Below are 23,906 nucleotides of genomic sequence, written 5' to 3' on the forward strand. Positions count from 1 at the left end.
TTCTGCCGCGTTGAAATTTTGCTGTTACTGCCTCCGACTCTTCTAAAAACAAGCGTGAGGAATACCCATGTCCCAGCCCACCGACCGCCTTTGGGGCGCTCGTTTCAGCACCGGCCCGTCTGCGGCGCTGGCCGCATTGTCACGTTGCCCTGAGCGCTACTTCCGCCTCACGCCCTACGACCTCGCCGGCTCCCGAGCCCATGCCCGTGAACTGCAGCGCGCCGGTTTACTGGATGAGTCCGAGACGTTGCGCACGCTGGAAGCGCTGGACCGTATCGGTGAGGATTTCGCCTCCGAGCGCCTGCATCCAACCCTGGATGACGAAGACGTACACACCTTTATCGAACGCGTATTGACCGAGCGCCTGGGCGCCCTGGGCGGCAAGTTGCGCGCAGGGCGTTCACGCAACGACCAGACCGCCAACGATCTGCGCCTGTTCCTGCGCGACCATGCGCGCACCATCGCCACCGAGGTGTTGGGTTTGCAGCAGGCGTTGGTCGAGCAGGCCGAACAACATATCGAGAGCATCTGCCCGGGCTTTACCCATTTGCAGCAGGCGCAACCCATCGTGTTCGCCCACCACTTGCTCGCTCACGCCCAGTCGATGCTGCGCGACGTACACCGCCTGATGGATTGGGATGTGCGTACAGCGTTGTCGCCACTGGGCGCTGCAGCGATGGCCGGTTCGGCGATTGCGCGACAGCCTGAGCATTCGGCCAAGGAGATGGGCTACACCGGGCCGTGCGAAAACTCTATCGATGCCGTCGCCAGCCGTGACCATGTGGCGGAGTTCCTGTTTGTGGCGGGCATGCTCGGGGTGAACATTTCGCGGCTGTCGGAGGAGTTTTGCCTGTGGTCATCGCGGCAATTTCGCTGGGTGGTGCTGGACGATGCCTACGCCACCGGCAGTTCGATCATGCCGCAGAAGAAAAATCCGGACATTGCCGAACTGGCACGAGGCAAGGCCGGGCGCTTGATCGGCAACCTGACCGGGTTGATGTCGACGCTCAAGTCGTTGCCGCTGTCGTACAACCGCGATTTGAGCGAAGACAAACACAGCGTGCTCGATAGCGTGGACACCTTGCTGCTGGTGCTGCCGGCAATGGCCGGGATGGTGTCGACCATGCAGGTGCAAGTGCAGGAACTGCGGCGGCAGGCGCCGATGGGCTTTACCTTGGCGACCGAGGTGGCGGATTGGTTGGCCATGCGCGGCGTGCCGTTCAAGGAGGCACATGAGATTACAGGCGCTTTGGTGCAGGCCTGTGAGAAGCATGAGATTGAATTGTGGGAAGCGTCGCCGGCGATGTTGGCGCAGGTGGATGCTCGGTTGACGCCCGAGGTGCGCGACTGCCTGACCGTGGAGGCGGCGATTGCAGCGCGCAGTGGCTGGGGTGGCACGGCGCCGGAGCGGGTCAAGGAGCAGATTGGGCGGTTGAAGAGCGCATTGGCGACCCAGCAGAAGTGGGTTGAGAGCTATCAGGGGTTCAGGATTTAGCACTGGGCGATTTGTGCTGACTGGGCTGGCGTCTTCGCAGGCAAGCCAGCTCCCACATTTGGACCGCGTACAGCCGTTAGAGCGTCGTTAGTTTTGGAGAAGCACCATGAATCAAACCCCGGCCGAGCGCTTGCAAGCCGAGCGCAAACTGTCCGAGAACCAGTTCGATATCACGCAGTACGAGCATGTGCCGCGGCGCTATTACGGGCGGATGTTTTTTGCCACGTTGATTGTGATTGTGTTGGCGGCGCTGTTGCGCGCCTTCGCCAATGGCCAGATCGAATGGTCCTACATCGGCCAGTTCCTCACGTCCGAAGCCATTCTTTGGGGCCTGCTGAATACCATTGTCATGTCGATCCTGGCGATGGCGCTGGGGGTGGTGATCGGGGTGATCACGGCGATCATGCGCATGTCGGCCAACCCGATCCTGCGCTACGTGGCCATCACCTACACTTGGCTGTTTCGCGGCACGCCGCTGATTCTGCAGCTGCTGCTGTGGTTCAACCTGGCGCTGATTTTCCCGGTGATAGCCATTCCCGGTCTGTTCAGCATCGACACCGTGGACCTGATGACGCCGTTCGTGGCCGCCCTGCTCGGCCTGAGTATCAACCAGGGTGCCTACACCGCCGAAGTAGTGCGTGCCGGCCTGTTGTCGGTGGACACCGGCCAGTACGAAGCCGCCAAGTCCATTGGCATGCCGAGCCTGCAGGCGCTGCGCAGGATCATTCTCCCGCAGGCCATGCGCGTGATCATTCCGCCTGTAGGCAACGAGTTTATCAGCATGGTGAAAATGACCAGCCTGGCCAGCGTCATCCAGTACTCGGAGCTTTTGCACAACGCGCAGAACATCTACTACGCCAACGCCCGGGTGATGGAGCTGCTGATTGTGGCCGGCATCTGGTACCTGGCAGTGGTGACTGTTCTTTCATTTGGTCAAAGCCGCCTCGAGCGTCGCTTTGCCCGCGGCGCCGGCAAGCGTTCGTAAGTCTGGGTCGAGGAGATTTGCCCCATGAGAAGCATCGTCAAGGCCGTCAACCTGAACAAGTATTACGACCAGTATCACGCGCTGCGCGACATCAATATCGAGGTCGAGCAAGGCGAGGTGATGTGCATCATCGGGCCGTCCGGCTCGGGTAAAAGCACCCTGCTGCGCTGCGTCAACCAGCTGGAAAAAATCGACAAGGGCGGCCTGTGGGTCGACGGCGAGCTGGTGGGTTACCGCGTGGTCGGCAACAAGTTGCACGAGATGAATGAAGCGCAGATTGCCCGCCAGCGCCTGGCCACCGGCATGGTGTTTCAACGCTTCAATTTGTTCCCGCACATGACCGTGTTGCAGAACATCATCGAAGGCCCGTGCCAGGTGCTCAAGCGCTCGCCCAAGGAGGCCATCGAAGACGCAGTGGAACTGCTGGCCCGCGTGGGTTTGGCGGACAAGCGCAATGCCTACCCGGTGGAATTGTCCGGCGGGCAACAGCAGCGCGTGGCGATCGCCCGTGCGCTGGCGATGCGCCCCAAGCTGATGTTGTTCGACGAACCCACGTCAGCCCTCGACCCGGAGCTGGTAGGAGAAGTGCTGTCGGTGATGCGCGATCTGGCCACCACCGGCATGACCATGATCGTGGTCACCCATGAATTGGGCTTCGCTCGCGAAGTGTCCAACCGCATGGTGTTTATGGATGCCGGCCAGATTGTGGAAGCCGGCAGCCCGGAAGAAATTCTAATAAGCCCACAAAACCCGCGTACCCAAAGCTTCATTTCTGCCGTTCGCACTTAACTAAAAAACTAACGAGAACGCCCCCAATGAAAAACCTGTTTATCCCAACCTTGCTCGCGGGCCTGATGGCCTCCTCGTGTGTATTCGCGGCATTGCCGGCGGCCATCAAGGACAAGGGTGAAATCAGCGCGGCCATCGTGCCGAACTACCCACCGATGGACTTCAAGGACCCGGCCACCAACACGCTCACCGGCTTTGACTTCGACTTGGGCAACGCCTTGGCCGAACGCCTGGGGGTGAAAATCAAGTGGCAGGAAACCGGCTTCGAGCAAATGCTCAGCGGCTTGACCACCAAGCGCGTGGACATCGTGTTGTCGGGCATGACCGATACCGCCGAGCGCCAGAAGTCGGTGACCTTTATCGACTACTTCACCAGCGGCCCGCAGCTCTACACCTTGGCCAAGCGCGAAGAGATCAAGGAGTTGACCGACTTGTGCGGGAAAAAAGTCGGTACCAGCCGCCGTACCACCTGGCCGTCGGAAATTGCCGCCTGGAGCAAGGAAAACTGCGAGGCAGCCGGTAAGCCGGCGATCGTGGTGATCGGTACCGAAGGCTCGGCCGATGCGCGGGCGCAGTTGCAGCAGAACCGTCTTGATGCGGCGATGCAGGGCAGTGAGACGATTCCTTATTTGATGTCGCTGGACAAGGGCAAATACAAGCCGGTGGGGTTGGCGATTTCCAAGCAGTTCACGGGGCTGGGGATCGAGAAAAGCAATACCGAGCTGGTCGCTGCGATCAGTGAGGCGTTGCAGGGCATGATTGACGATGGAACCTACGGCAAGATCCTGAAGAAGTGGGATCTGGAGCAGGGTGCGGTGGAAAAAATCTCCATCAACGCCGGCCAGTAACAACACAGTCTGAAAATGTGGGAGGGGGCTTGCCCCCGATTGCGGTGGGTCAGATACACATGCATTGACTGACACGCCCTCATCGGGGGCAAGCCCCCTCCCACAGTGGAACTGTGTTCAGATTCAATCTGGTCTTGGACAAATGACAAGGACGCGCCCACCCCAACATGGCCACCTACTCCCTGGTAATTCGCCGCCTGTTGATTTGCTCGGTGACCATCGTGGTCAGCCGGTCCATGACCAGCCCGCTGCTGGCCCTCTGGCTGAGCACTCGCTTGGGTCTCAACCAGCAGGACATCGGCCTGCTGATGGGCGTTGCGGTGTTTATCGCCACCCTGCTCGGTTTGTACGGCGGCTACATCATTGACCGCCTGGAAAAGCGCAAGCTGCTGATCCTGGCCATGCTCTCCAGCTCGATTGGCTTTCTGTTACTGACGTTTGCCAGCAACCTCTATCTCACCACCCTGACCCTGGTGATCACCGAAGCCGCGTCGGCGCTGTTCTTGATCGGCTCCAAGGCGATCATCAGCGAAAACTTGCCGGTGGGCGAACGTGCCAAAGTGTTTTCCCTGCGCTACACCCTGACCAATGTCGGCTACGCCACCGGCCCCATGCTTGGCGTGGTAATCGCCGGCCAACTGCCCTGGGCACCGTTCCTGATAGCCAGCGCCATCGCCTTTGGCAGCCTGTTCCTGATGATCGGTATTGCACCGACCGTACGGGACGCCCGTCATAAACCGCAAAGCTTTCTGAGCACCCTGCAGACCTTGCGCAGCGACCGCACGCTGATCCTGTTCACCAGCGGCAGCTTGTTAAGCACCATCGTCCACGGGCGCTACACCCTGTATCTGTCGCAGTTTTTGCTGGTGGCCTACAAGCCCGCCGAGGCCTTGAAGATTCTGTCTGCGGTGCTGGCCTGCAACGCCATCACGGTGATTTTAATGCAGTACCAGATCGGCCGTTTTCTCAAGCGTGAGCAACTGCGCTACTGGATCGTCCTGGGCACCTTGTTGTTCATGTGCGGCCTGATTGGTTTCAGCCTGGCCGACAGCCTGGTCACCTGGTGCCTGGCGATGTTCGTGTTCACCCTGGGCGAGATGATCATCTACCCTGCCGAGTTCCTGTTTATCGACACCATCGCCCCCGATGCATTGCGAGGCAGTTACTACGGTGCGCAGAACCTGGCGGCGTTTGGCGGGGCAATGAGCCCGGTGATTTGCGGGTACTTGCTGATCAATGCCGCGCCGGCCAGCATGTTCTATGCGCTGGCGGCATTGACCGCAGCCGGAGGAACACTGTGTTTCCTCAGCGGGCGACGGGTTGCAAGTTCTTGCTGATATTTGCGCAGGTTCTCGCTATTAATAGCCAAATTTCTCACGGACCCGAGCCCCATGAAATTCGACACGGCCTACAGCCTGAGTCTCGATGACAAGCTGTCAATCTATGACGTACGAGACCTGAATTTCGACGAAACCGCCGATTTCGACTCCGACAAGGAGCGTTTTCTCTGCCCCAACGATGCGTGCCGTGCAGCGTTCGATGCGGGTAATACGCTGAGCACGTTCAACGCGAAAAACGTCAACTACCAGCGCACGCCGCATTTCAAGAACAAAACCAGCACCCAGCATATCGTTGGTTGCCGCTACGCCAGTACACACAAGGGCGTGGCCGGTGACAGTGATGATGAGCGCGAGGAAAACTTCCCATCGGAGTTTGTACTCACACGGCGTCAATACGAACGCAAGCCCCCGCTGTCAGGCACCGAGAGCGGGGCACTGCCAGAACTTACGGAAGCCCCTGCGAATCGCGCCTCCACGTCCCGCACCCCGGTTGAAACCACGCCAGATAAAACCAGCGTCTTCGCCCACCCGGTGGAATGCTATGTGTCGAATATCGACGACAAGGACAAGCTCAAATCAATGCCGCTGAAAATCGGCGAGCACACCGCGACGTACTGGACGTTCTTCAAGAAAATCGAATACCTGCAAGACAACAAGGGCCTGATCTACTGGGGCAAGATCAAAGCCATCAAGGACTACACCAACAGCTTTCGCATCGACTTCGAAAAGAAGGTGTGGCTCGATAAAAAGCCCTACTCCGTCAACGTCTACCTGAGCAAAAAACTTCTTGAGAGCTATCGCAAACGCACCGCCTTCCTGGAGCAGATCAAGGCCGCGGCAGGTAGCGAACGGCCGTTGTACTGCTTTTTCTATGGGGTCACGCCAACGCTCAAGCAAGTACCGAGCAAGAAGAAACCCGAGCAGACGTTCGGCGTTTTCAGCGCAAATATTGAAAACCTGGATCATCTGATCATTCGGGAGGCGCCAGGCATGGAGTAAACGCAGGCTAAAACACCAGCCGTCGGCCTGAATGGATGAGCGGTATAAACAACTGTATAAAAACACAGTATAGTTGTTGCTCCCCTGTCGAACCTGGAGAAATCCCATGTCCTCTCTGGCAATGAGCTCTTTCGTAGAACAGCAGATCGTGCTTCACCAATTCACCGCCAAACACAGCGCCCAGGCCCGCGTCATGTTGGGCTGGAGCCGCGAAGAACTGGCCCGTCAGGCTGACGTGGCGGTGCGAGCCATTGAACAATTGGAGAGCCACGGCGACGTGGATGATGAAATCCGATTGGCCCTGGCGTTTTGCCTGGAAGCGCAAGGGTTGGTGTTTTTTCCGGGGTTCGCACCGGGATGGGGAATGAGCAAGCGCCGGTTCGACACTGTATCGGCCGAACCTGCGGCACCCGGCCTGATCTCTCGGTTGCTGGGCTCACCCGCAGCGTCGGTTGAATCACCAACGCCTCAACCCAATGGTGCGTAGAGTCCAGCCTGATTACCGGGCAATTCAAGCGTTATCCGAGGGGCTGGGCGTACAGAAGCAACCTTTGCTGTACGCCTTTGAGCAGAAATTTAGCCCGCTGGGACTTCGGCCACTTCAAGTGTAATTACAGGTGCTGGCATGAAGGGCGTGCCTGGCAGAAACGCCGGCTCTTTTATCGCCTGCGTTGCTTGCTCATAAACATAGGCAGCCGACAACAATGTGGCCTCGCTGTTAGCCGACCCGTAAATGTAAAGCGCCGTTGGCATCCCCTCCTCATCCATGCCAGACGGAATGGACATTCCTGGGTAACCTGCCGCAGCGCTGAAAAAATAGTTGTTTGAGAGGAAGTTCGACACCATGGCGTCGAGCTTGTGCTCTTTTATCGGATCATCGATGGTTTTCTGGAACACCGGGATGACGGCCTCCCACAACTTGTCGCGCTGGTCCTGAGTCGTCTCCAGGCCGCTGATAAGTTTCAGCAGTTTCTGGTCAGGCTCACCCGGCTTCTGGTGACGCTTATTGAACGCAATAAGCTCCGTAAGCGATTTGACCGGCAAGCCTTCGCGCCCGGCTAGGTACTCTTCCAATTGATGCTTGACGTCTGAAAACAACGCCTCGTTGTAGCCGGCATAGGTTTCCTCACCGACGTCCTCTTCGAGCGAGCCCAAGGGCACCAGAATCGCACCCTGGGACCTCAACACCTCGAGCGCGTCCGCGTAATGTTTACTGTCCGCCCGCTTCGCGGGGTCTTTAGCCTCCGCCTCGGACAATTCAGGCACAGGCGTGTAGCCAATTCGTTTGCCTTTCAAGGCATCGGACCGCAGGCCTTCACTGTAAAGACTTGTCTCTGCCATGGCGTTGAGCGCTTCTGCCGCATCGCAGACATTGCGCGTGAACGTGCCAATCGTATCCATGCGTGTACTGGTCATGACCCCCTCGTTGCTCAGCAAGCCCACGGAGGTTTTCAAGCCAATAACGCCGTTGTAGGCCGCTGGCGCAATGACTGACCCGCTGGTTTCCACCCCTAACGCCAGCGGTACATGCCCTTGGGCAACCGCCACGGCAGAGCCTGAACTCGATCCTGCGACCACCCCTCCCAGGCGATGCGGGTTCAGGGTCTGGCCACCTCGGGAGCTCCAGCCGTCCGCCGGTAACTCAGAGCGGAAGTTAGACAGTTCGCTCATATTGGTTTTACCCACAACCACCGCTCCTGCCTTCAGCAAGTTGTCCACGACCCTGGCATTTTTAGTCGCGGCCTGCCCCACCAGCGCTTTGGAACCAGCACTTGTCTGCATACGGTCCTTGGTTTCAAACACATCCTTGAGCGCGATCGGGACACCGTGCAAATACCCGCGCACATGGCCTTTTTTACGTTCCGCATCTCGTGCCCTGGCGTCCTTGAGCGCATCCGGATTGGTTTCGATAAATGCATTACCGCCCTGCAGTCCGCGATCAATGTTGGCGATTTGCCTGAACGCATCTTTCACCAGTAACTCTGAAGTGACCCCGCCGCCACTGGTCATCTCCCCTGCCATTTGAAAGGCGCCCTTGAAACCCTGCGGCGGATTTGAAAGCGCTTGGAACAAGCCTGTCGCCCACCCACCTGCCGAAAATGGTCCGATCATAAAATCCCACCTGTAGCTGACTGAATAAGAGCTATCGGCCGATAGCTCGACACCAGTCTAAGAGGCTGTTGCGCCAGCGCTATGCAGCGCTAATCCGGCTGCCCGGTATGATCATTCAATATCCATTGTAGGCGCGCCTGGGGATACCAATTGGCGGTAAGTTCGCAGCAAAACGTTCACGCGGTCAGCCGCCCAGCGGGCACCGTAGAACCATAGCCTGGTCCCGTCGTCCAGAACCTCACAGGCGCTGGGGTAGCCGCTTCTGCACGCGGCATGAAACGCCGCACTTTGATCGTCTGACACCAAGGCATCCAAACGATAGCTGGCCACGAGCTCGTCGATGGCCTTGCCAGACTCAAGGGGGTTGTCCGTACGCTGCGCGTCCACTGCCACTAATTGCGCCCCCGCGTGGCGCAGGATGACGAAGGCTCGGCGCAGGTTTGCGCTCTGGTCCGTGGGCACGGTATGGCCACCGCGTACATAGCGGCTGGCATAGCCGATGCGCCACCCTGCCAGCACAGGGGAGGCACTGAAAGCGCTGTTGTTCTGCACCAGAGGCACTTCCACCATCACCGGCTCAGTAGGGTCTACACCACTGATGGCGATCAGTGATAAAGCGGGGTCTCGCGTGGGCTTGATCATCGGCGCCAGGGCATTGTAGCCGGGTATAAGCAGCGTCCCCTCAGCGTGTCCGGTATCGAAAACAATAGTGCTCGGGCTAGGGTTATCGGTTCGCGCCCGGGAGGCGGTTGAAGCGCCAGGATCAACGTCATGCCCTGGCGTGGCCTGAGGCAACGCTGAGAGGCAGGGTATGCCCGATCGCCTTAGTTTCTTGCAGTCGTCATTCATTACAACCTATCCCCCGGAATTAACTTTCCGAGGGATCATCGCACTCTCTTCTGACGTTTGTCGCAGAGTTGAAACACGCTGAAAACACCTTTTTCCAGATGCTTTTCTATTCAACCTGCTGCCTGCTCCTTCACCTCATGATTTTCTACGTCCATCCACCACGCATGCCCTCGTTCGGGCTGGTTGAGCCTGAATGCCTGTCCCATCGCCGGCGTAGTGATCGACACGTTGCGCTCCCACGCCAGCGCCATGATACGGTCAAACGGCTCGTGCCAGGCGTGAAAGGCCAGGTCGAACGTGCCGTTGTGAATCGGTAGCAGCCAGCGGCCCTTGAGGTCGATATGCGCCTGCAACGTCTGCTCCGGCTGCATATGCACATGCGGCCAATCTACGTTGTAGGCCCCGGTTTCCATCAAGGTCAGGTCAAACGGTCCGTATTGCTCGCCGATCCGCTTGAAGCCGTCGAAATAACCCGTGTCGCCGCTGAAAAAGATCCGCCGCGCGTCATCGATCATCACCCAGGAACACCAGAGGGTCTGGTTGCTGTCGAACAGGCCACGTCCGGAAAAATGCTGCGCCGGCGTAGCAACAAAACGAATGCCATCGACCTCGGTGCCCTGCCACCAATCCAGTTGCCGCACCTTGTCGGCGTCCACCCCCCATTTGACCAGCGTGTCTCCCACCCCTAGAGGCGCCAGAAAGTAGCGCGTCTTGTCGGCCAGTTGGGTGACAGCCGTGCGGTCAAGGTGGTCGTAGTGATTGTGGGAAAGAATCACCGCTTCCAACGGTGGCAATTCTTCCAGGCTGATAGGCGGTTGGTGGAAACGCTTGGGGCCGGCCCAACTGAACGGCGAGGCGCGCTCGGCGAACACCGGGTCGGTGACCCAGAATTTACCGCGCATTTTCAGCAGCACGGTTGAATGGCCCAGGCGGAACACACTGTGGTCAGGGGCTGCCACCAACTGCTCGCGGGTCAGGGGTTGTACCGGGATGGTGCCCACAGGCCTGGTCGTGCGCGGTTTATTGAATGCCATGTTCCAGAAGATGCGCAACGTCTTGCCAAAGCCGCCGTGGGGCACTGGTGCGTCGTTGTGGAAATGCCCCTGGTCGCGCTCGGCAGGCTTGAGCGCAGTGGGTGCCGGGTCAACAGGGGTTGAGATCGTAGCCATTACAGAGTGACTCCTACGTCCGCTCACAAAATTACACTGCACAGTGTAGTTTCTAGATTGCAACAAAACCCTGACCAAGTAAACTACCCAGTGTAATTTCATTTTCGAGCCGACCGTCCTCCATGAATGCTTCCCCACGCCTCACCGACCGTAAACGCGAAGCCATCGTGGCGGCGGCCATCGCCGAATTTCGGGCGAATGGCTTCGAGGTCACCAGCATGGACAAGATCGCCGCCACTGCTGGTGTTTCCAAACGCACGGTCTACAACCACTTCCCCAGTAAGGAAGAACTGTTTGCCGAAATCCTGCATCAATTGTGGGCCAGCAGCGTCGCGCAACTGGACGTGGCGTACAGCAGCGAACACCCCCTGCGCGACCAACTGCGCGGGTTGCTGGAAGCGAAAATGAAGATGATGTCGGATACCAACTTCCTCGACCTGGCGCGCGTGGCTATTGCTGCCACCATTCACTCGCCGGAACGCGCCCAGGACATGGTCAACCGTTTGAGCGAGCGCGAAGAAGGCTTCACCCAATGGGTTTGCGCCGCCCAGGAAGATGGGCGTCTGCGCTGCGGTGACCCGGCGTTCGCCGCTCACCAGATCCAAAGCATGCTCAAAGCCTTTGCGTTCTGGCCGCAGATCACCCTTGGCCAACCCATCCTCGACGCAACGTCCCAGGCCCATGTGATCGAATCGGCAATCGACCTGTTCCTTGCCGGTTATGAGGTCAGCCCTCACCCCCCTCAGTAAAAGCCTGATGTGTAAGCGACATTCCAGGTCGCTTTTGAGGTACTCGCGTCCTTTTCTGCGCGAATGGCCCGAAAGGACACTGATTATTCCTGTAGGAATAATCGACAATATTGCCCCTCTTCATCCGATCAACGGTTAACTCACCGACGCACGCGGTTGTATCTGCAAAAACGAGCCACCCCAGGACATTATGGAAAACAGACGAGGCAAGGGACTTTCATTTGCCAAGCGTATCTACAAGCCAAGGATCATCGGACTGGGTGTCGGCTGCATCAGTGTAATGGGGGCTATGCACCCGCTGTCGCTGCCCGCTTGGGTATGGGCATTGCTGTTGTTCAATGGCTATGCCTGGGCGCATGTGGCCTACCTGATGTCGACCCGTTCGCCCTTCCCCTACCAGGCCGAGCAACGCAATTTTCTGTACGACTCACTGTTCGGCGGGTTCTGGGCCGCAGCCACCCAATTCACCCCACTGACGGCGGTCACCCTTGTGTCGATGATGGCGATGAACAATGTCGCGGCCGGCGGCCGGCGCCTGTTCGTGCGCGGCTTGCTGGCCCAGGCCGCCGGTGTGGGTGTGGCGTGGGCGCTGTTCGGCATTCGGTTCAACCCGCAAGTGGACCTGGTCGAGGTCTACACCTGCCTGCCGATGCTGACGCTCTACCCGATGTTGATCGGCATGGTCTGCTATGAGCTGGCGATCAAACTGTCAGAACATAAACGCGCCCTCAGCGCCTTGAGTCGCATCGACAGCCTGACGGGGCTGCTCAATCACGGCTCGTGGAAAGACCTGCTGAGTCTCGAGTTTCATCAGCGTCAGCAACAACAGGGGGTGGCCACCATCGCCCTGATTGATATCGATCACTTCAAGCGCATCAACGACACCCACGGCCATATCGTTGGTGACACGGTGCTGCGCCAGCTAAGCCACGAGCTACGCCAGCATCTGCGGGAAAACGACTTGGCCGGGCGCTACGGTGGCGATGAATTTTGTGTGATTCTTGCGCAAACGCCGTTGGAAAAAGCAGCGCAAATCATGGAACACATGCGCGAAACGTTCGGTAACTATCGCCACCCGCACATCCCAGAATTACGCGTAAGTCTGAGCATTGGCCTGGCAGGTTTCGAGCCTGCCTTGAGCGATGCGGCGGCGTGGCTCAATGCTGCGGATCGCGCGTTGTACGTGGCCAAACGCAACGGCCGCAACCGGGTCAATGCCAGCGCTGACGCCGTCGCGTATCCGGCCTGAGTCGTCCTACAACTCCTCGTCTGAATGTTCTTCGCCCAACCCTCTGCGATAGCATAATGCCGCCATTGGTCGCCTGAGCTGAAAATGAACCTCCCCAGAGGCGAACTTCTTGGCAGGCCGATCACTCTGAAGCCGTTGTTCCCCCCTCTGTCAGCACACGGAAGCTGGCAATGAGCAAGTCAACCGTGAGGCCCAGGCGCCCTACGGGGTCAGGCGCATTTACATGGATCCCTCCTACGCATGCCTGCTCGAGCTCCCGACCATGCTATTCAACGGCCACAAAAAAACTATCACGGCTCTACAACACACCAATGCGCAACAGACCAGCCTGCTGGAAGCGATCGAGCGTTCGATGGCGGTCATCGAATTCGATTTGCAGGGCACTGTGCTGCGCGCCAATGACAATTTCTTCAAGACCATGGGCTACCGCGCCGAACAGGTCCTGGGCCAGTCTCACCGGATGTTCTGCACCCCGGCGTTCGCTCGCAGCCCCGACTACAACCAGCTGTGGACGCACTTGCGCAATGGCCAATTCCAGTCCGGTACGTTTGAGCGGGTAAGTGGCACGGGTCAGTCGGTGTGGCTGGAAGCCAGTTATAACCCGGTACGCGATGAAGCCGGCCGTGTGATCAAAGTGGTGAAGTACGCCATGGACGTCACCCCGCGCCTGCAAGCCGAAAGTGAAGCCAATGCCAAGCTGCAAGCGATCGACCGCGCCATGGCGATGATCGAATTCAACCTGGATGGCACCATCATCACGGCGAATGCCAACTTCCTGCAGCGCATGGGCTACAGCCTGGCGCAGATCCAGGGCAAGCATCACCGCCTGTTCTGCACGCCTGAACTGGCCAACAGCTCAACGTACAGCGAATTCTGGAAGCGCCTGAACCAGGGCGAATTGTTCAGCGGCCAGTTCGAACGGGTGGACAAGCACGGCAACACGTTGTGGCTTGAAGCCAACTACAACCCGGTGTACGACGCCAGCGGACGCCTGTGCAAAGTGGTGAAATTCGCCTCGGACGTCACCGCCCGCGTGCAACAGCATGCGGCAGATGCACACAGCGCTGCGCAGGCGTATCACCTGTCGCTGAGCACCCAGGACATGGCCGAAAAAGGCGCCGACGTGATTCAGAAAACCGCCAGCGGCATGCGCGAAATTGCCGTCGATATCGACGCGTCTTCGCAATTGATCGCCAAGCTGGGCGAGCGCTCGCAACAGATCACCACCATCGTCAATACCATTCGCGGTATCGCCGACCAGACCAACCTGCTGGCCCTCAACGCCGCCATCGAAGCGGCCCGCGCAGGCGAGCAAGGCCGTGGGTTTGCCGTGGTCGCTGATGAAGTACGTCAATTGGCGGCGCGTACCAGCGGCTCCACAGCGGAAATTTCCGGCATGATCGCCATGATCCAGGACGAAACCCGCCAGGCCATCGACAGCATGGACGCTACCCGCGACCGCGCGGCTCAAGGCGTGGAGCTGGCCAATCAGGCCGGTACAGTGATCCTGCAGATTCGTGAAGGCACCAGCGAGGCGGTGCAGGCCGTGAGCGCGTTCGCCAATGAGCGGGGCAACCGCTGACCGCTTCTTCATGTGCCTCTCAGAGGGCTCGGTCTATAGTGCGTGATGCCCCACGCCACCGACTCGAGCCTGCCATGACCTCAGAAAAACCTGACCCAACCCCGGTCGACCACCTGCGCTTTCACCGAAGCCACGCTCACCTGGCGCCGACCTTTGGCAACGATACCTTTGCCCTCAAGGCCGAAGCCTTTGCGCGCTTCTTTGGCACGCCAGCCTTCCTCGGCGCGCAAACTGCCATTGTGGTGCTGTGGGTGGTGTTGAATATCACCGGCATCACCCACTTCGACGTTTACCCGTTCATCCTGCTCAACCTGGCCTTCAGCCTGCAGTCCGCTTACGCCGCGCCGCTGATCCTGCTGGCCCAGACGCGCCAGGCCGCGCGCGACAAAGCCCAGTCCGACGCCGACGCGCAGCACCGCGAAGCACTGGCCACCGCCAACACCGCCCGCCAAGCCCAGGCCGCACAGACCACCAAACAGCTGCTGGAGCTGTTGGAGCAAAACACGCGGCTGACGGAAATGACCAAACAGTTGACCGAACGCATCGAAACCCTGACCTGTGAAATGCATGAGCACTTTGTGCGCAAAACCTAACTGCGCAGCCCGCGCACATGTCGCCCCAGCTCATCAAACAGCGTCACCACCGAACGCAACGCCCGACAGTCCGGGCGCGTCAGCAGCCACAGCGCCGTGTCGTGCCCTGCCAATGCAGGGCCCAGCGGATGCAACCCATCCCCGATCAGAAAGTCCGGCAACGCCGCCACCCCCAGCCCGGCGCGTACCAGTTCGGTCACCGACTGCATGCTGTTGCAGCGATAACTGGGCCGTACGCCCGGCAGATGCTCACGGCGCCAGGCCACTGTGGGGTGATCGGGCAAAAAATCATCCGGCGCGATCCAGGCCAGGTCGCCCAGTTCACGGCCTGCATATTCACGGGCATAGTCGGCACTGGCACACACCTGGTACGTCACCGTTCCCAGGCAACGCCCGACAAGATGCTCGGGCGGCTTGCGGGTCAGGCGCAGGGCGATATCCGCATCGCGACGGCTGAGGTTGGCAAAATCGTTGGAGGTGCTCAGCTCCAGGATCAACGCCGGGTAAGCCGTCATGAACCGGGCCAGGGCCGGCAGCAGCAGACCTTGCAGCACAGAGTCGGTACAGGTCAGGCGCACCGTGCCGCTGATCACTTCACCGCCCTGTTCCACACCGATGCGCGCGGCCTCCAGGGCCTGTTCGGCACGCTCGGCCTGCTGCGCCAAGTGATTGGCTAAACCGGTGGGCAGGTATCCAGCACGGCTTTTTTCAAACAGCGTCTGGCCAAGGGCCGCTTCCAGGCGCCGCACCGCCCGGAACACCGTGGACACATCCACCCGCAGCAGCCCCGCCGCCCGCGCCAGGGTGCCGCCGCGAACCAGGGCGAGGATCAGCGACAGGTCGGGATAGTCGACTTGATAGTGCGCAGCTGCATTGAGCATGTGGGAAAACGCCAATATTGATTGCGTGAACGCCAATCTATAGTGCCCCTCAGGACACCACAAGCCATGGGATGCACACGATGAATGACGCCCCGCTGCACCTCGCCCTGATCGGCGATTACAACCCTGATGTGATTGCGCACCAGGCCATCCCCGTCGCGCTGCAACAAGCCGCCCGAGTCCTGAACCTAAGCGTCAACGCGCAATGGCTGGACACCGACACCATCACCTCCACGGCCTCGCTGCACGGGTTCGACGGTTTCTGGTGCGTGCCCGCCAGCCCTTACCGCGACATCGACGGCGCACTGCGGGCCATTCGGTTTGCCCGCGAACAGCGGCGGCCTTTCCTCGGCACCTGTGGTGGTTTTCAACACGCGGTGCTGGAATATGCCCGCAACGTGCTCGGCTGGGCAGATGCCGAACACGGCGAGTTGGCACCGGACGCTCGGCGCGCCGTCATCACACCCTTGAGTTGCGCACTGGTAGAAGCAAGCGACGCCATACGCCTGGCGCCCTACACCCGTATCGCTGAAGCCTATGGCAGCCTGGATATCCACGAAGGCTATCATTGCCGCTACGGCATGAACCCCGAGTTCGCTCACGCCCTGCTCGAAGGAGAGTTGATTGCCAGCGGCCATGACACTGCAGGCGACCTTCGAGCGATGGAGCTGCTGAACCACCCGTTTTTCGTCGCCACCCTGTTCCAACCCGAACGCGCCGCCCTCAAAGGCACCACGCCGCCGCTGGCACTTGCCCTGCTCAAGGCGTGCCAGGAGGCCTGCGCATGATCGCCCAGACTCCCGCTGCCCCCTATTACGCAGTGATATTCAGCTCACTGCGCAGCGATGGCGATCAGGGCTACGGCCAGGCCGCCACGCGCATGCTGGAACTGGCGCGTGAACAGCCGGGGTTTCTCGGCGTGGAGTCGGCGCGGGAAGATGGGCTGGGGATCACTGTGTCCTACTGGAGCAGCGAAGCGGCGATCCTCGCCTGGAAACAGCAGGCCGAGCATCGGCAAGTACGCGAGCAAGGACGCGCCCTCTGGTACACGGCGTTTCATACCCGCGTGTGCAAGGTGGAACGGGCCTATGCCTTCCACGGATGATGATCTTTGTCTGCAAACCTGCGCGCTTAACTGACCAGGCTGCGTAACGCACTGATCTGCGGGATCTCGACCCGGCGCATGTAGACCCGCAGCGGCTCGCTGATGTTGATGCGCTCGTCAATGTGCTGGTCCAGCAGCAATTGAATGCGCGCACGCGACAGGGTCATGGTGTGATCGGCAGCCGGTACCCAGACGAATTCGGCGGTGGGAATGATGCCGTCATCGGCCACGTCCATGCCGAAGGCATCTTCGCTGAAACGCACAATGTACTGATCAGTCTTGCGGTTCAGGCCGACAAAGCCGTGGAGTTGGTCGGCGGCCTGGCAGATAAGCTCGGAAGTGATGCGCATGGTAAACCTCACTGAAAAGTCCTACTCGGACTGGAAAGATGGTTTACACGCGTGGCAGGAAATACCGCCCTCTAACGGGGCGGCTTCGGCTAAGAGTACTGCAATGCATCACAAAAAAAACCCACAAAAATGGGCCGCGCGCACGTTAATGTCGGTTTGGTGATAGCGCCTTTCGCAATCAGTTGTTAAAAAGGACACCTTCTCAAAGTTACCTCCACGAAAGGACTTCGCATATGCCTGTCACGTTTACCAACGGCCCGGTGCCCGCAACCCTAGGGAGTGCCTTGCTGCTGGCACTGATGCTCGGCATTGCCCCTGCACAGGCTGCCGACCCGATCAGCCCGGCTGAACTGGCGACAAACGAAGGCATCCCCTACCCTGCCGTGATCGCCCACCGTGGCGCCTCCTATGACGCTCCCGAGTCCACCGCCGCGGCTTACAAAGTCGCGCGCGACCTGGGCGCCGACTACCTGGAACTGGACCTGCAGCGCAGCAAGGACGGCGTGCTGTTCGCCCTGCACGACAACAACCTGCAACGCACCACCGACGTGGCGACCAAGTTCCCCGAGCGCAAAGACGCGCCAGCCAACGAATTCACTTGGAAAGAGCTGCAAACCCTCGACGCCGGCAGCTGGTTCAACGCCGCCTACCCGGACCGCGCACGCCCTGGTTTCGTCGGCCTGAAAATCCAGAGCCTGGATGACATCATCAAGATCGCCGAAGGCAATCCGCAGCACAAACCCGGCCTGTACATCGAGACCAAGGAGCCCAAGCAATTCCCGGGCATCGAGGCCGACCTGAAAAACAAGCTGCTGGACAAAGGCTGGCTGAGCTCCGCCGGCTCCAAGCTGGGCAAGAGCAACACCGGTGTCGGCCAAGGCAAAGGCCGCGTGGTGCTGCAGACCTTCGAAGTGGCCAGCCTGAAAGAACTGCAGCAAGAAATGCCCAACACGCCGAAAATCCTGCTGTTGTGGGTCGGTGAAGGCAGCATTGAGCCGAAGTCCAAAGTAAGCTTCGCCGAGTCTGGCGAACCGACCAAAGCCGCCTACTACGCCAAGCAGGAACCAAAGGATGCGGCCGAGTTCGAAAAATGGGTTGACCAGGCCAAGAGCCTCGGCGCCATCGGCACCGGCCCTTCGGCCGAGCTGACCGACCATGGCGACCAGAGCTACACCGACCTGGTCAAACCTGAAATGAACAAGCTGACACACGACAAGGGCCTGTTGGTGCACGTGTACACCGTGGATGAGCCGGTCGATTTCGACAAAGTGATGAAAGCCGGCGTCGATGGCATCTTCACCAACCGCGCGGCCGAACTGCTGAAGTTCTACAAGCGCTGGCCGTCGTCCAGCGTGCAGGACCTGCTGAGCGACCATAAGTACTGAGTCGTTTGTGTCAGCGAGCCATTAAGCGTGAATTAAGTTGCGCCGGTTAATCTGGCGCCACTTAAACAGCTCAACCCAAAGGACACACACCATGAAAACTTTGACCGCTCTGTTCGCCGCCACCGCCCTGACCCTGACTGCCGGCTTGGCACAGGCTGATGTTCGCCCGGATCAGATTGAAGGTCTGCTCAAGTCCGGTGCCGTGAAGCCATTCGATCAACTGAACGCTGCGGCCGTCGCCAAACACCCAGGCGCCACCATTAACGACACCGAGCTAGACCACAACAACAGCGGCGTATTGGTCTACGAAGTCGAACTGACCGACACTGCCGGTAAGCAATTTGATGTCAAGCTCGACGCCAAGACCGGTGCCGTGCTGGAAGACAAGCAAGACACCTGAGTTCGATCCCCCAAAAACGCGCCACCTTCGGGTGGCGCGTTTTTTTATGGCCGCTCGCCAAACCGTCACATAACCGTCATCCCGCCTTGCAATTATTTGCGCATGCGAACCTGTGAAACTTCCTACAGGCGCTTTCTTGCGAGCCACCATGAACCACAGCATTGACCACAGCCACCAGGATTCGGATCTGTTTGGCCTGCTTTACGGTTTCCGCTTCCTGCCCGGTGAAAAAGCTGAGCAGATTGATTCGGCCACGGCGCTCAGGGCGCTGCAGCAGCCCACCGATCCAGAAGAGTTTCTCTGGCTGCACTTGAACCTGGCTCATGCCGCGTGTGAACGCTGGATGCAGGCGCACCTGGAGCTGCCCGAGGAGTTTTTCGAGGCTTTGCACGAAGGCTCGCGCTCGACGCGCATCGAGCACGTCGATTCAGCCTTGCTGGCGGTGGTCAACGACGTGGTGTTCAATTTCAGCAGCCTGGTATCGTCGGACATTTCCACGTTGTGGGTATGCGCGCGCAGCCGCTTGCTGATCAGTGCGCGCCTGCAACCGCTGCACTCGGTGGATAAATTGCGCTCGTCGGTCAAAGCCGGTGAACGCTTCCGCTCGCCGCTGGAATTGCTGGTGCATTTACTGCGCGACCAGGGCGAAGTGCTGACGCAGATCGTGCGCAAGACCAGCCTCAGTGTCGACCAGATCGAAGACCAGTTGCTGTCCTCGCGCCTGTCCACCAACCGTGCCGAACTCGGTGCCGCGCGCCGCGTGCTGGTGCGCTTGCAACGCCTGCTGGCGCTGGAACCGGGCTCACTGTTGCGCCTGCTCAACCGGCCGCCGCAATGGCTGCAAAAGGAAGACGTTAAGGAGTTGCGCAAATCCACCGAAGAGTTCGCGCTGATCATCAACGACCTGACGGCCCTGGGCGAGCGCATCAAGTTGCTGCAGGAAGAAATCGCCGCCAACCTCAACGAACAGAGCAACCGCACGTTGTTCACCCTCACCGTGGTGACGGTGCTGGCGCTGCCGATCAACATCATCGCCGGCTTTTTCGGCATGAACGTCGGTGGGGTGCCGCTTTCTACCGACCCGGAGGGGTTCTGGATTCTGGTGGCCTTGGTGGCGACGTTTACCTTGATTGCCGGGCGCTGGGCGTTCAGGAAACGCACGGATTACTGAGACTCAACCTGCGGAAACGAGCGTGCTCGCGGATGCGGCATGCATTGCCCGGACTGACGCTATCGCAGGCAAGCCAGCGCCCACATTGGAATGCAGCCCCCTGTGGGAGCCGGGCTTGCCCGCGATGAGGCCCTCAAGGCCAGAACAGTTTCAAGGCTTGCACCGCCTGCAGGAACCGCAGGTTTAATAGACCAGCGGCGCACGCATCCGCCTAAACACTGACCTGCCGCAGCATCTCTGTAACATTCTGCAATGATCATGGGAGACATCCTTCCCACACTGGATGCTCCGGCATGGCCACCCCTTCCCTGACTGCCTCCCCCCACGTATCACCCGCAGCCCCTAAACCCCGGCTGGACACCAAGCCCGGCCTGGTGACGGTGATCCTGTTCTTCGCCGTACTCGCCATGGGCCTGTTGTTCACCGCCTACAGCCTGATGCACGACATGCATGAACTGGGCACGGTGGTCACCACCTGGACACCGTTCCTGCTGCTGGGCGTGGCGCTGTTGATCGCCCTGGGCTTCGAATTCGTCAACGGTTTTCATGACACCGCCAACGCAGTGGCCACGGTGATCTACACCAACTCGCTGCCGCCGCATTTCGCGGTGGTGTGGTCGGGCTTTTTCAACTTCCTCGGCGTGCTGCTTTCCAGCGGTGCGGTGGCGTTCGGCATCATCGCCCTGCTGCCGGTCGAGCTGATCCTGCAGGTGGGCTCATCCGCGGGGTTTGCCATGATCTTTGCCCTGCTGATCGCCGCGATCCTGTGGAACCTGGGTACCTGGTGGCTGGGTTTGCCGGCGTCGTCGTCGCACACGCTGATCGGCTCGATCATCGGCGTCGGCGTGGCGAACGCCTTGATGCATGGCCGCGATGGCACCAGCGGTGTGGATTGGAGCCAGGCCGCCAAGATCGGTTACGCGTTGCTGCTGTCACCCCTGATCGGCTTCGCGTTTGCCGCCTTGCTGTTGCTGGCCCTGCGCGCCTTCGTGAAAAATCGCGCGCTGTACAAGGCGCCCAAGGGCGATACCCCGCCGCCGTGGTGGATTCGCGGCATGCTGATCGTCACCTGCACTGGCGTGTCGTTCGCCCACGGCTCCAACGATGGGCAAAAAGGCATGGGCCTGATCATGCTGATCCTGGTGGGCACCCTGCCGATGGCCTATGCGCTGAACCGCACCATGCCCGCCGACCAGTCGCTGCAATTTGCCGCCGTCGCCGAGGTGACCCAGGCCGCGTTGGTAAAGGCCGCACCGCAGCCGGCACCTGCCGACTCCCGCGCGACCTTGTCGACCTACGTGCGCACCAAGGAAGCCACGCCGGAACTGGTGCCCGCCCTCGCCGCCATCACCGGACACATCGGCAGCGAAGTCAAAAGCTATGGCTCCCTCGCCGCGGTACCGGCTGAGGCGGTGGGCAACGTGCGCAACGACATGTACCTGACCAGCGAAACCATTCGGTTGATGGACAAGGGCAAGGTCGGCCAATTCGACGCCGACACCCAGGGCAAGCTGCAGTTGTTCAAGCAACAGATCGACAATGCCACACGCTTTATCCCGCTGTGGGTCAAGATCGCCGTGGCCATCGCCCTGGGGCTTGGCACCATGGTCGGCTGGAAGCGCATCGTGGTAACGGTCGGGGAAAAGATCGGCAAGACCCACCTGACCTACGCCCAAGGCGCGTCGGCCGAAACCGTGGCGATGCTGACCATCGGCGCAGCCGACATGTTCGGCTTGCCGGTGTCGACCACCCATGTGCTGTCATCCGGTGTGGCCGGGACCATGGTGGCTAACGGGGGTGGTTTGCAGATGCGCACCATCCGCAATCTGTTGATGGCGTGGGTGCTGACGTTGCCGGCGGCGATTGTGTTGTCAGGCAGCTTGTACTGGCTGTTCACCCAATTGTTCTGACACAACAGGGAGATGTGGGAGCCAGCGCCCACATTACCCTGTTGTGTGTCAGAGGTTGAAAAGTCCAGTCATCGCCTTGAGTCGCTTCTTGTACACCCGCCGCGCCTCCAGCGCTTGCTCCAGGGTGACCGCGACAAACCCCGCCCGCTGGTTCGGCTGCATCTGCCCGATCAGGTCCAGGTCGGCGCTGATCACGGTGCCGATCATGGCATAGCCGCCGCCCGACACCGCATCGCGGTGCAGCACAATCGGCTCCAGCCCGGCCGGCACCTGGATCGAGCCGATGGGGTAGCAACTGTCGACGATGTTAGAAGGGTCGGAACCCGCGCCAAACGGCTGTTCCCGTGGCTCGAAGCTCAAGGCGCTGCCGCCCTTGAAGCGATAGCCGATGCGGTCTGCCTCCGAGCCCACGGTCCATGGCTCAGCGAAAAAGCTGCTTTTTGCCGCTGCCGTCAACCGCTCGTAATACAGCCCCGGCACCACACGCAAGGTCACATCGCCGCCGACCGATTGGCGCAAGGCCATCGGCAGGCTGTTGCCCGCCCGCCCCTTGCCGCTGGCCTCGCCGACCGGCAGTTCATCGCCTTCCACCAGGCGCCGCCCATGAAACCCGCCCAGCGCCCCAAGGGTGTAAGTGGAGCGGCTGCCAAGCACCAGCGGCACATCGATGCCACCGGCCACGGCCAGGTAAGTGCGTGCGCCGGCCTTGGGAAATTCGAACCGCAGCACTTGCCCGGCGCGCACGTGGAAGGCGGTGTCCTGATGCACCACTTCGCCATCCAGGCGCGGCGACATCAGCGCGCCGCACAGTGCCACCAGGCCATCGCGCTGGAACTGCAACTGCGGGCCGATCAAGGTGCATTCCAGCCCCGCCGCGCCAATCGGGTTGCCCACCAGATGGTTGGCCGCGCTCAATGCGTACTGGTCCAACGCGCCCGACGGCGGAATGCCCAGGTGGTAATAGCCTTCACGGCCAAGGTCCTGCACCGAGGTGGCCAGGCCGGGTTTGAGGACCTTAATCATGCCAGCGCCTCCTGCAGGGTTTTCGGATAACCGATGGGGTCGGCGAGAAATGCATCGAGGGAAAACTCCACCGGGCGGATGCGCAGGTCGAAACGTCCTGCATCCACCTGGGCCACCGCCTGGTCATAGGCCCCACGGTCGATGGGCTTGAACTGAACGATATCGCCGGGGCGGAAGAACACCATGTGTTCCTTGAGGTACGCCAGTTGCTGCGCCGGGTCGTAGATCGGCGCCGGGGTCACGCCGAACATCTGGTAACCACCGGCGCCGCGTACCGAATAGATGCAACCGAAACAGCCGCCGTGGCCGAGGGTCAGTTTTGGCGTGTCGGTGCGCGGGCGCAGGTACTTGGGCACCTGCAACTGTCGCTCGCGCTCGACCATCTGGAACATGAACGGCAGGCCGGCGACGAAACCGACCATCGACACAAACCACGGCGCGCCACTGTGGGCCGCGACAAAGGCGTCGACGTCCGCCAGGCCGTTGATCCGCGCGGCGTACTCCAGGTCGGTGCCACTCGGGTCCTGGTGACGGTCGCGAAAGCGCATCAAGGTTTCATGGGTCCAGGGGTCGTTGTACAGCACCGGAATCTCGATGATCCGCGTGTGCAGGGTGCGCTCGGCCACGGCCAGGCCTTCGGCGCTTTGCACCGCATCGAGCAGCACCTGGGGCGCGATGCGGTCGGGGTCGAAACGGATCTGGAATGAGGCATTGGCCAGGCACACGTCCAGTACACCGTCCAGCGCCAGGCGCTCTACCGCACGGGTCACGGCCATGCCCTTGAAAAAGGCCTGCAGGGACATGCTCTCGCTGACCTCGGCAAACAGGTGCTCATCACCGCCAAAGCTGTAGCGGATCGGGGAAGATTCAGCCATGTCTGTTCCTCTTGGAATCATTGTAGAAAGGCAGGCAAAAAATCAGT

General features: G+C 60.2%; 24 protein-coding genes. 17 read left to right on the top strand and 7 right to left on the bottom strand.

The features are described from left to right. Window positions 1-67 precede the first annotated feature (67 nt). From argH to C4J94_RS20875, 7 genes are all read left to right on the top strand, one after another. Entirely contained in the window at window positions 68-1,495 is a 1,428-nt protein-coding gene (gene argH, locus C4J94_RS20845; protein ID WP_124387855.1) for an argininosuccinate lyase, read from the top strand. A gap of 106 nt (window positions 1,496-1,601) precedes the next feature. Then, on the top strand, window positions 1,602-2,480 hold the full coding sequence (locus C4J94_RS20850; RefSeq protein WP_124387856.1) for an amino acid ABC transporter permease: 879 nt from the start codon (window positions 1,602-1,604) through the stop codon (window positions 2,478-2,480). 24 nt (window positions 2,481-2,504) lie between these two features. Continuing rightward, window positions 2,505-3,269 (top strand): amino acid ABC transporter ATP-binding protein, encoded by a 765-nt coding sequence (locus C4J94_RS20855; protein ID WP_124387857.1) that lies wholly within the window; start codon window positions 2,505-2,507, stop codon window positions 3,267-3,269. 26 nt (window positions 3,270-3,295) lie between these two features. After that, complete coding sequence (locus tag C4J94_RS20860) at window positions 3,296-4,117, top strand: ABC transporter substrate-binding protein (protein ID WP_124387858.1); 822 nt, start codon at window positions 3,296-3,298, stop codon at window positions 4,115-4,117. Between the two features lie 167 nt (window positions 4,118-4,284). After that, window positions 4,285-5,454, top strand: coding sequence for an MFS transporter (locus C4J94_RS20865; RefSeq protein ID WP_124387859.1), 1,170 nt, complete (start codon window positions 4,285-4,287; stop codon window positions 5,452-5,454). Between the two features lie 54 nt (window positions 5,455-5,508). Beyond that, window positions 5,509-6,456 carry a hypothetical protein gene (locus C4J94_RS20870; RefSeq protein ID WP_124387860.1) on the top strand — a complete coding sequence of 316 codons (948 nt, stop codon included), beginning with the start codon at window positions 5,509-5,511 and terminating at the stop codon, window positions 6,454-6,456. A gap of 106 nt (window positions 6,457-6,562) precedes the next feature. Further along, on the top strand, window positions 6,563-6,943 hold the full coding sequence (locus tag C4J94_RS20875) for a helix-turn-helix transcriptional regulator (protein ID WP_124387861.1): 381 nt from the start codon (window positions 6,563-6,565) through the stop codon (window positions 6,941-6,943). A gap of 89 nt (window positions 6,944-7,032) precedes the next feature. On the opposite strand, the gene C4J94_RS20880 is transcribed toward C4J94_RS20875, so the two are convergent. The 3 genes from C4J94_RS20880 to C4J94_RS20890 all read right to left on the bottom strand — a co-directional run bounded on the left by C4J94_RS20880 (window position 7,033) and on the right by C4J94_RS20890 (window position 10,586). Next, window positions 7,033-8,568: an amidase family protein gene (locus C4J94_RS20880; protein ID WP_256657572.1), complete on the bottom strand. Its 1,536-nt coding sequence runs from the start codon at window positions 8,566-8,568 to the stop codon at window positions 7,033-7,035. Window positions 8,569-8,679: 111 nt separating this feature from the next. Continuing rightward, complete coding sequence (locus C4J94_RS20885; protein ID WP_124387862.1) at window positions 8,680-9,210, bottom strand: hypothetical protein; 531 nt, start codon at window positions 9,208-9,210, stop codon at window positions 8,680-8,682. 317 nt (window positions 9,211-9,527) lie between these two features. Then, entirely contained in the window at window positions 9,528-10,586 is a 1,059-nt protein-coding gene (locus tag C4J94_RS20890) for an MBL fold metallo-hydrolase (protein ID WP_124387863.1), read from the bottom strand. Window positions 10,587-10,708: 122 nt separating this feature from the next. Between C4J94_RS20890 and C4J94_RS20895 the strand changes: the two genes are divergently transcribed. The 4 genes from C4J94_RS20895 to C4J94_RS20910 all read left to right on the top strand — a co-directional run bounded on the left by C4J94_RS20895 (window position 10,709) and on the right by C4J94_RS20910 (window position 14,759). Further along, window positions 10,709-11,335, top strand: a complete 627-nt coding sequence (locus C4J94_RS20895) for a TetR/AcrR family transcriptional regulator (RefSeq protein WP_124387864.1) — start codon at window positions 10,709-10,711, stop codon at window positions 11,333-11,335. A gap of 190 nt (window positions 11,336-11,525) precedes the next feature. Next, window positions 11,526-12,584: a diguanylate cyclase gene (locus C4J94_RS20900; RefSeq protein WP_124387865.1), complete on the top strand. Its 1,059-nt coding sequence runs from the start codon at window positions 11,526-11,528 to the stop codon at window positions 12,582-12,584. Between the two features lie 262 nt (window positions 12,585-12,846). Next, window positions 12,847-14,166: a PAS domain-containing methyl-accepting chemotaxis protein gene (locus C4J94_RS28020; protein ID WP_124389030.1), complete on the top strand. Its 1,320-nt coding sequence runs from the start codon at window positions 12,847-12,849 to the stop codon at window positions 14,164-14,166. A gap of 74 nt (window positions 14,167-14,240) precedes the next feature. Then, window positions 14,241-14,759, top strand: a complete 519-nt coding sequence (locus C4J94_RS20910; RefSeq protein WP_124387866.1) for a DUF1003 domain-containing protein — start codon at window positions 14,241-14,243, stop codon at window positions 14,757-14,759. Here C4J94_RS20910 and C4J94_RS20915 read toward each other — a convergent pair. After that, window positions 14,756-15,640, bottom strand: coding sequence for a LysR family transcriptional regulator (locus C4J94_RS20915; RefSeq protein ID WP_124387867.1), 885 nt, complete (start codon window positions 15,638-15,640; stop codon window positions 14,756-14,758). The two genes, C4J94_RS20910 and C4J94_RS20915, sit on opposite strands and share 4 nt — an antisense overlap. An 80-nt stretch (window positions 15,641-15,720) precedes the next feature. Here C4J94_RS20915 and C4J94_RS20920 point away from each other — a divergent pair, with 80 nt between their 5' ends. Both C4J94_RS20920 and C4J94_RS20925 read left to right on the top strand, forming a co-directional pair. Next, window positions 15,721-16,428, top strand: a complete 708-nt coding sequence (locus tag C4J94_RS20920; RefSeq protein WP_177413462.1) for a CTP synthase — start codon at window positions 15,721-15,723, stop codon at window positions 16,426-16,428. Further along, window positions 16,425-16,745: an antibiotic biosynthesis monooxygenase gene (locus C4J94_RS20925; RefSeq protein WP_124387869.1), complete on the top strand. Its 321-nt coding sequence runs from the start codon at window positions 16,425-16,427 to the stop codon at window positions 16,743-16,745. The genes C4J94_RS20920 and C4J94_RS20925 overlap by 4 nt, the downstream gene beginning before the upstream one ends. 26 nt (window positions 16,746-16,771) lie before the next feature. Here the strand turns inward: C4J94_RS20925 and C4J94_RS20930 are convergent, their stop codons facing one another. Beyond that, a complete protein-coding gene (locus C4J94_RS20930; protein WP_124387870.1) occupies window positions 16,772-17,095 on the bottom strand; it encodes a DUF2025 family protein in 324 nt (107 codons plus the stop codon). Window positions 17,096-17,328: 233 nt separating this feature from the next. Between C4J94_RS20930 and C4J94_RS20935 the strand changes: the two genes are divergently transcribed. The 4 genes from C4J94_RS20935 to C4J94_RS20950 all read left to right on the top strand — a co-directional run bounded on the left by C4J94_RS20935 (window position 17,329) and on the right by C4J94_RS20950 (window position 21,961). Beyond that, window positions 17,329-18,480 carry a glycerophosphodiester phosphodiesterase gene (locus tag C4J94_RS20935; protein WP_124387871.1) on the top strand — a complete coding sequence of 384 codons (1,152 nt, stop codon included), beginning with the start codon at window positions 17,329-17,331 and terminating at the stop codon, window positions 18,478-18,480. A gap of 91 nt (window positions 18,481-18,571) precedes the next feature. Further along, entirely contained in the window at window positions 18,572-18,880 is a 309-nt protein-coding gene (locus tag C4J94_RS20940) for a PepSY domain-containing protein (RefSeq protein ID WP_124387872.1), read from the top strand. 148 nt (window positions 18,881-19,028) lie between these two features. Then, window positions 19,029-20,051: a transporter gene (locus C4J94_RS20945; protein WP_124387873.1), complete on the top strand. Its 1,023-nt coding sequence runs from the start codon at window positions 19,029-19,031 to the stop codon at window positions 20,049-20,051. Between the two features lie 293 nt (window positions 20,052-20,344). Further along, window positions 20,345-21,961: an inorganic phosphate transporter gene (locus tag C4J94_RS20950; RefSeq protein WP_124387874.1), complete on the top strand. Its 1,617-nt coding sequence runs from the start codon at window positions 20,345-20,347 to the stop codon at window positions 21,959-21,961. Between the two features lie 48 nt (window positions 21,962-22,009). Here the strand turns inward: C4J94_RS20950 and C4J94_RS20955 are convergent, their stop codons facing one another. Further along, window positions 22,010-22,984: a biotin-dependent carboxyltransferase family protein gene (locus C4J94_RS20955; protein WP_124387875.1), complete on the bottom strand. Its 975-nt coding sequence runs from the start codon at window positions 22,982-22,984 to the stop codon at window positions 22,010-22,012. Then, a complete protein-coding gene (locus tag C4J94_RS20960) occupies window positions 22,981-23,859 on the bottom strand; it encodes an allophanate hydrolase subunit 1 (protein WP_124387876.1) in 879 nt (292 codons plus the stop codon). Before C4J94_RS20960 ends, C4J94_RS20955 begins: the two co-directional genes overlap by 4 nt. Window positions 23,860-23,906 lie beyond the last annotated feature (47 nt).

Origin of the sequence: Pseudomonas sp. R5-89-07, from assembly GCF_003851685.1 — a bacterium.
Classification (GTDB): Bacteria; Pseudomonadota; Gammaproteobacteria; order Pseudomonadales; family Pseudomonadaceae; genus Aquipseudomonas.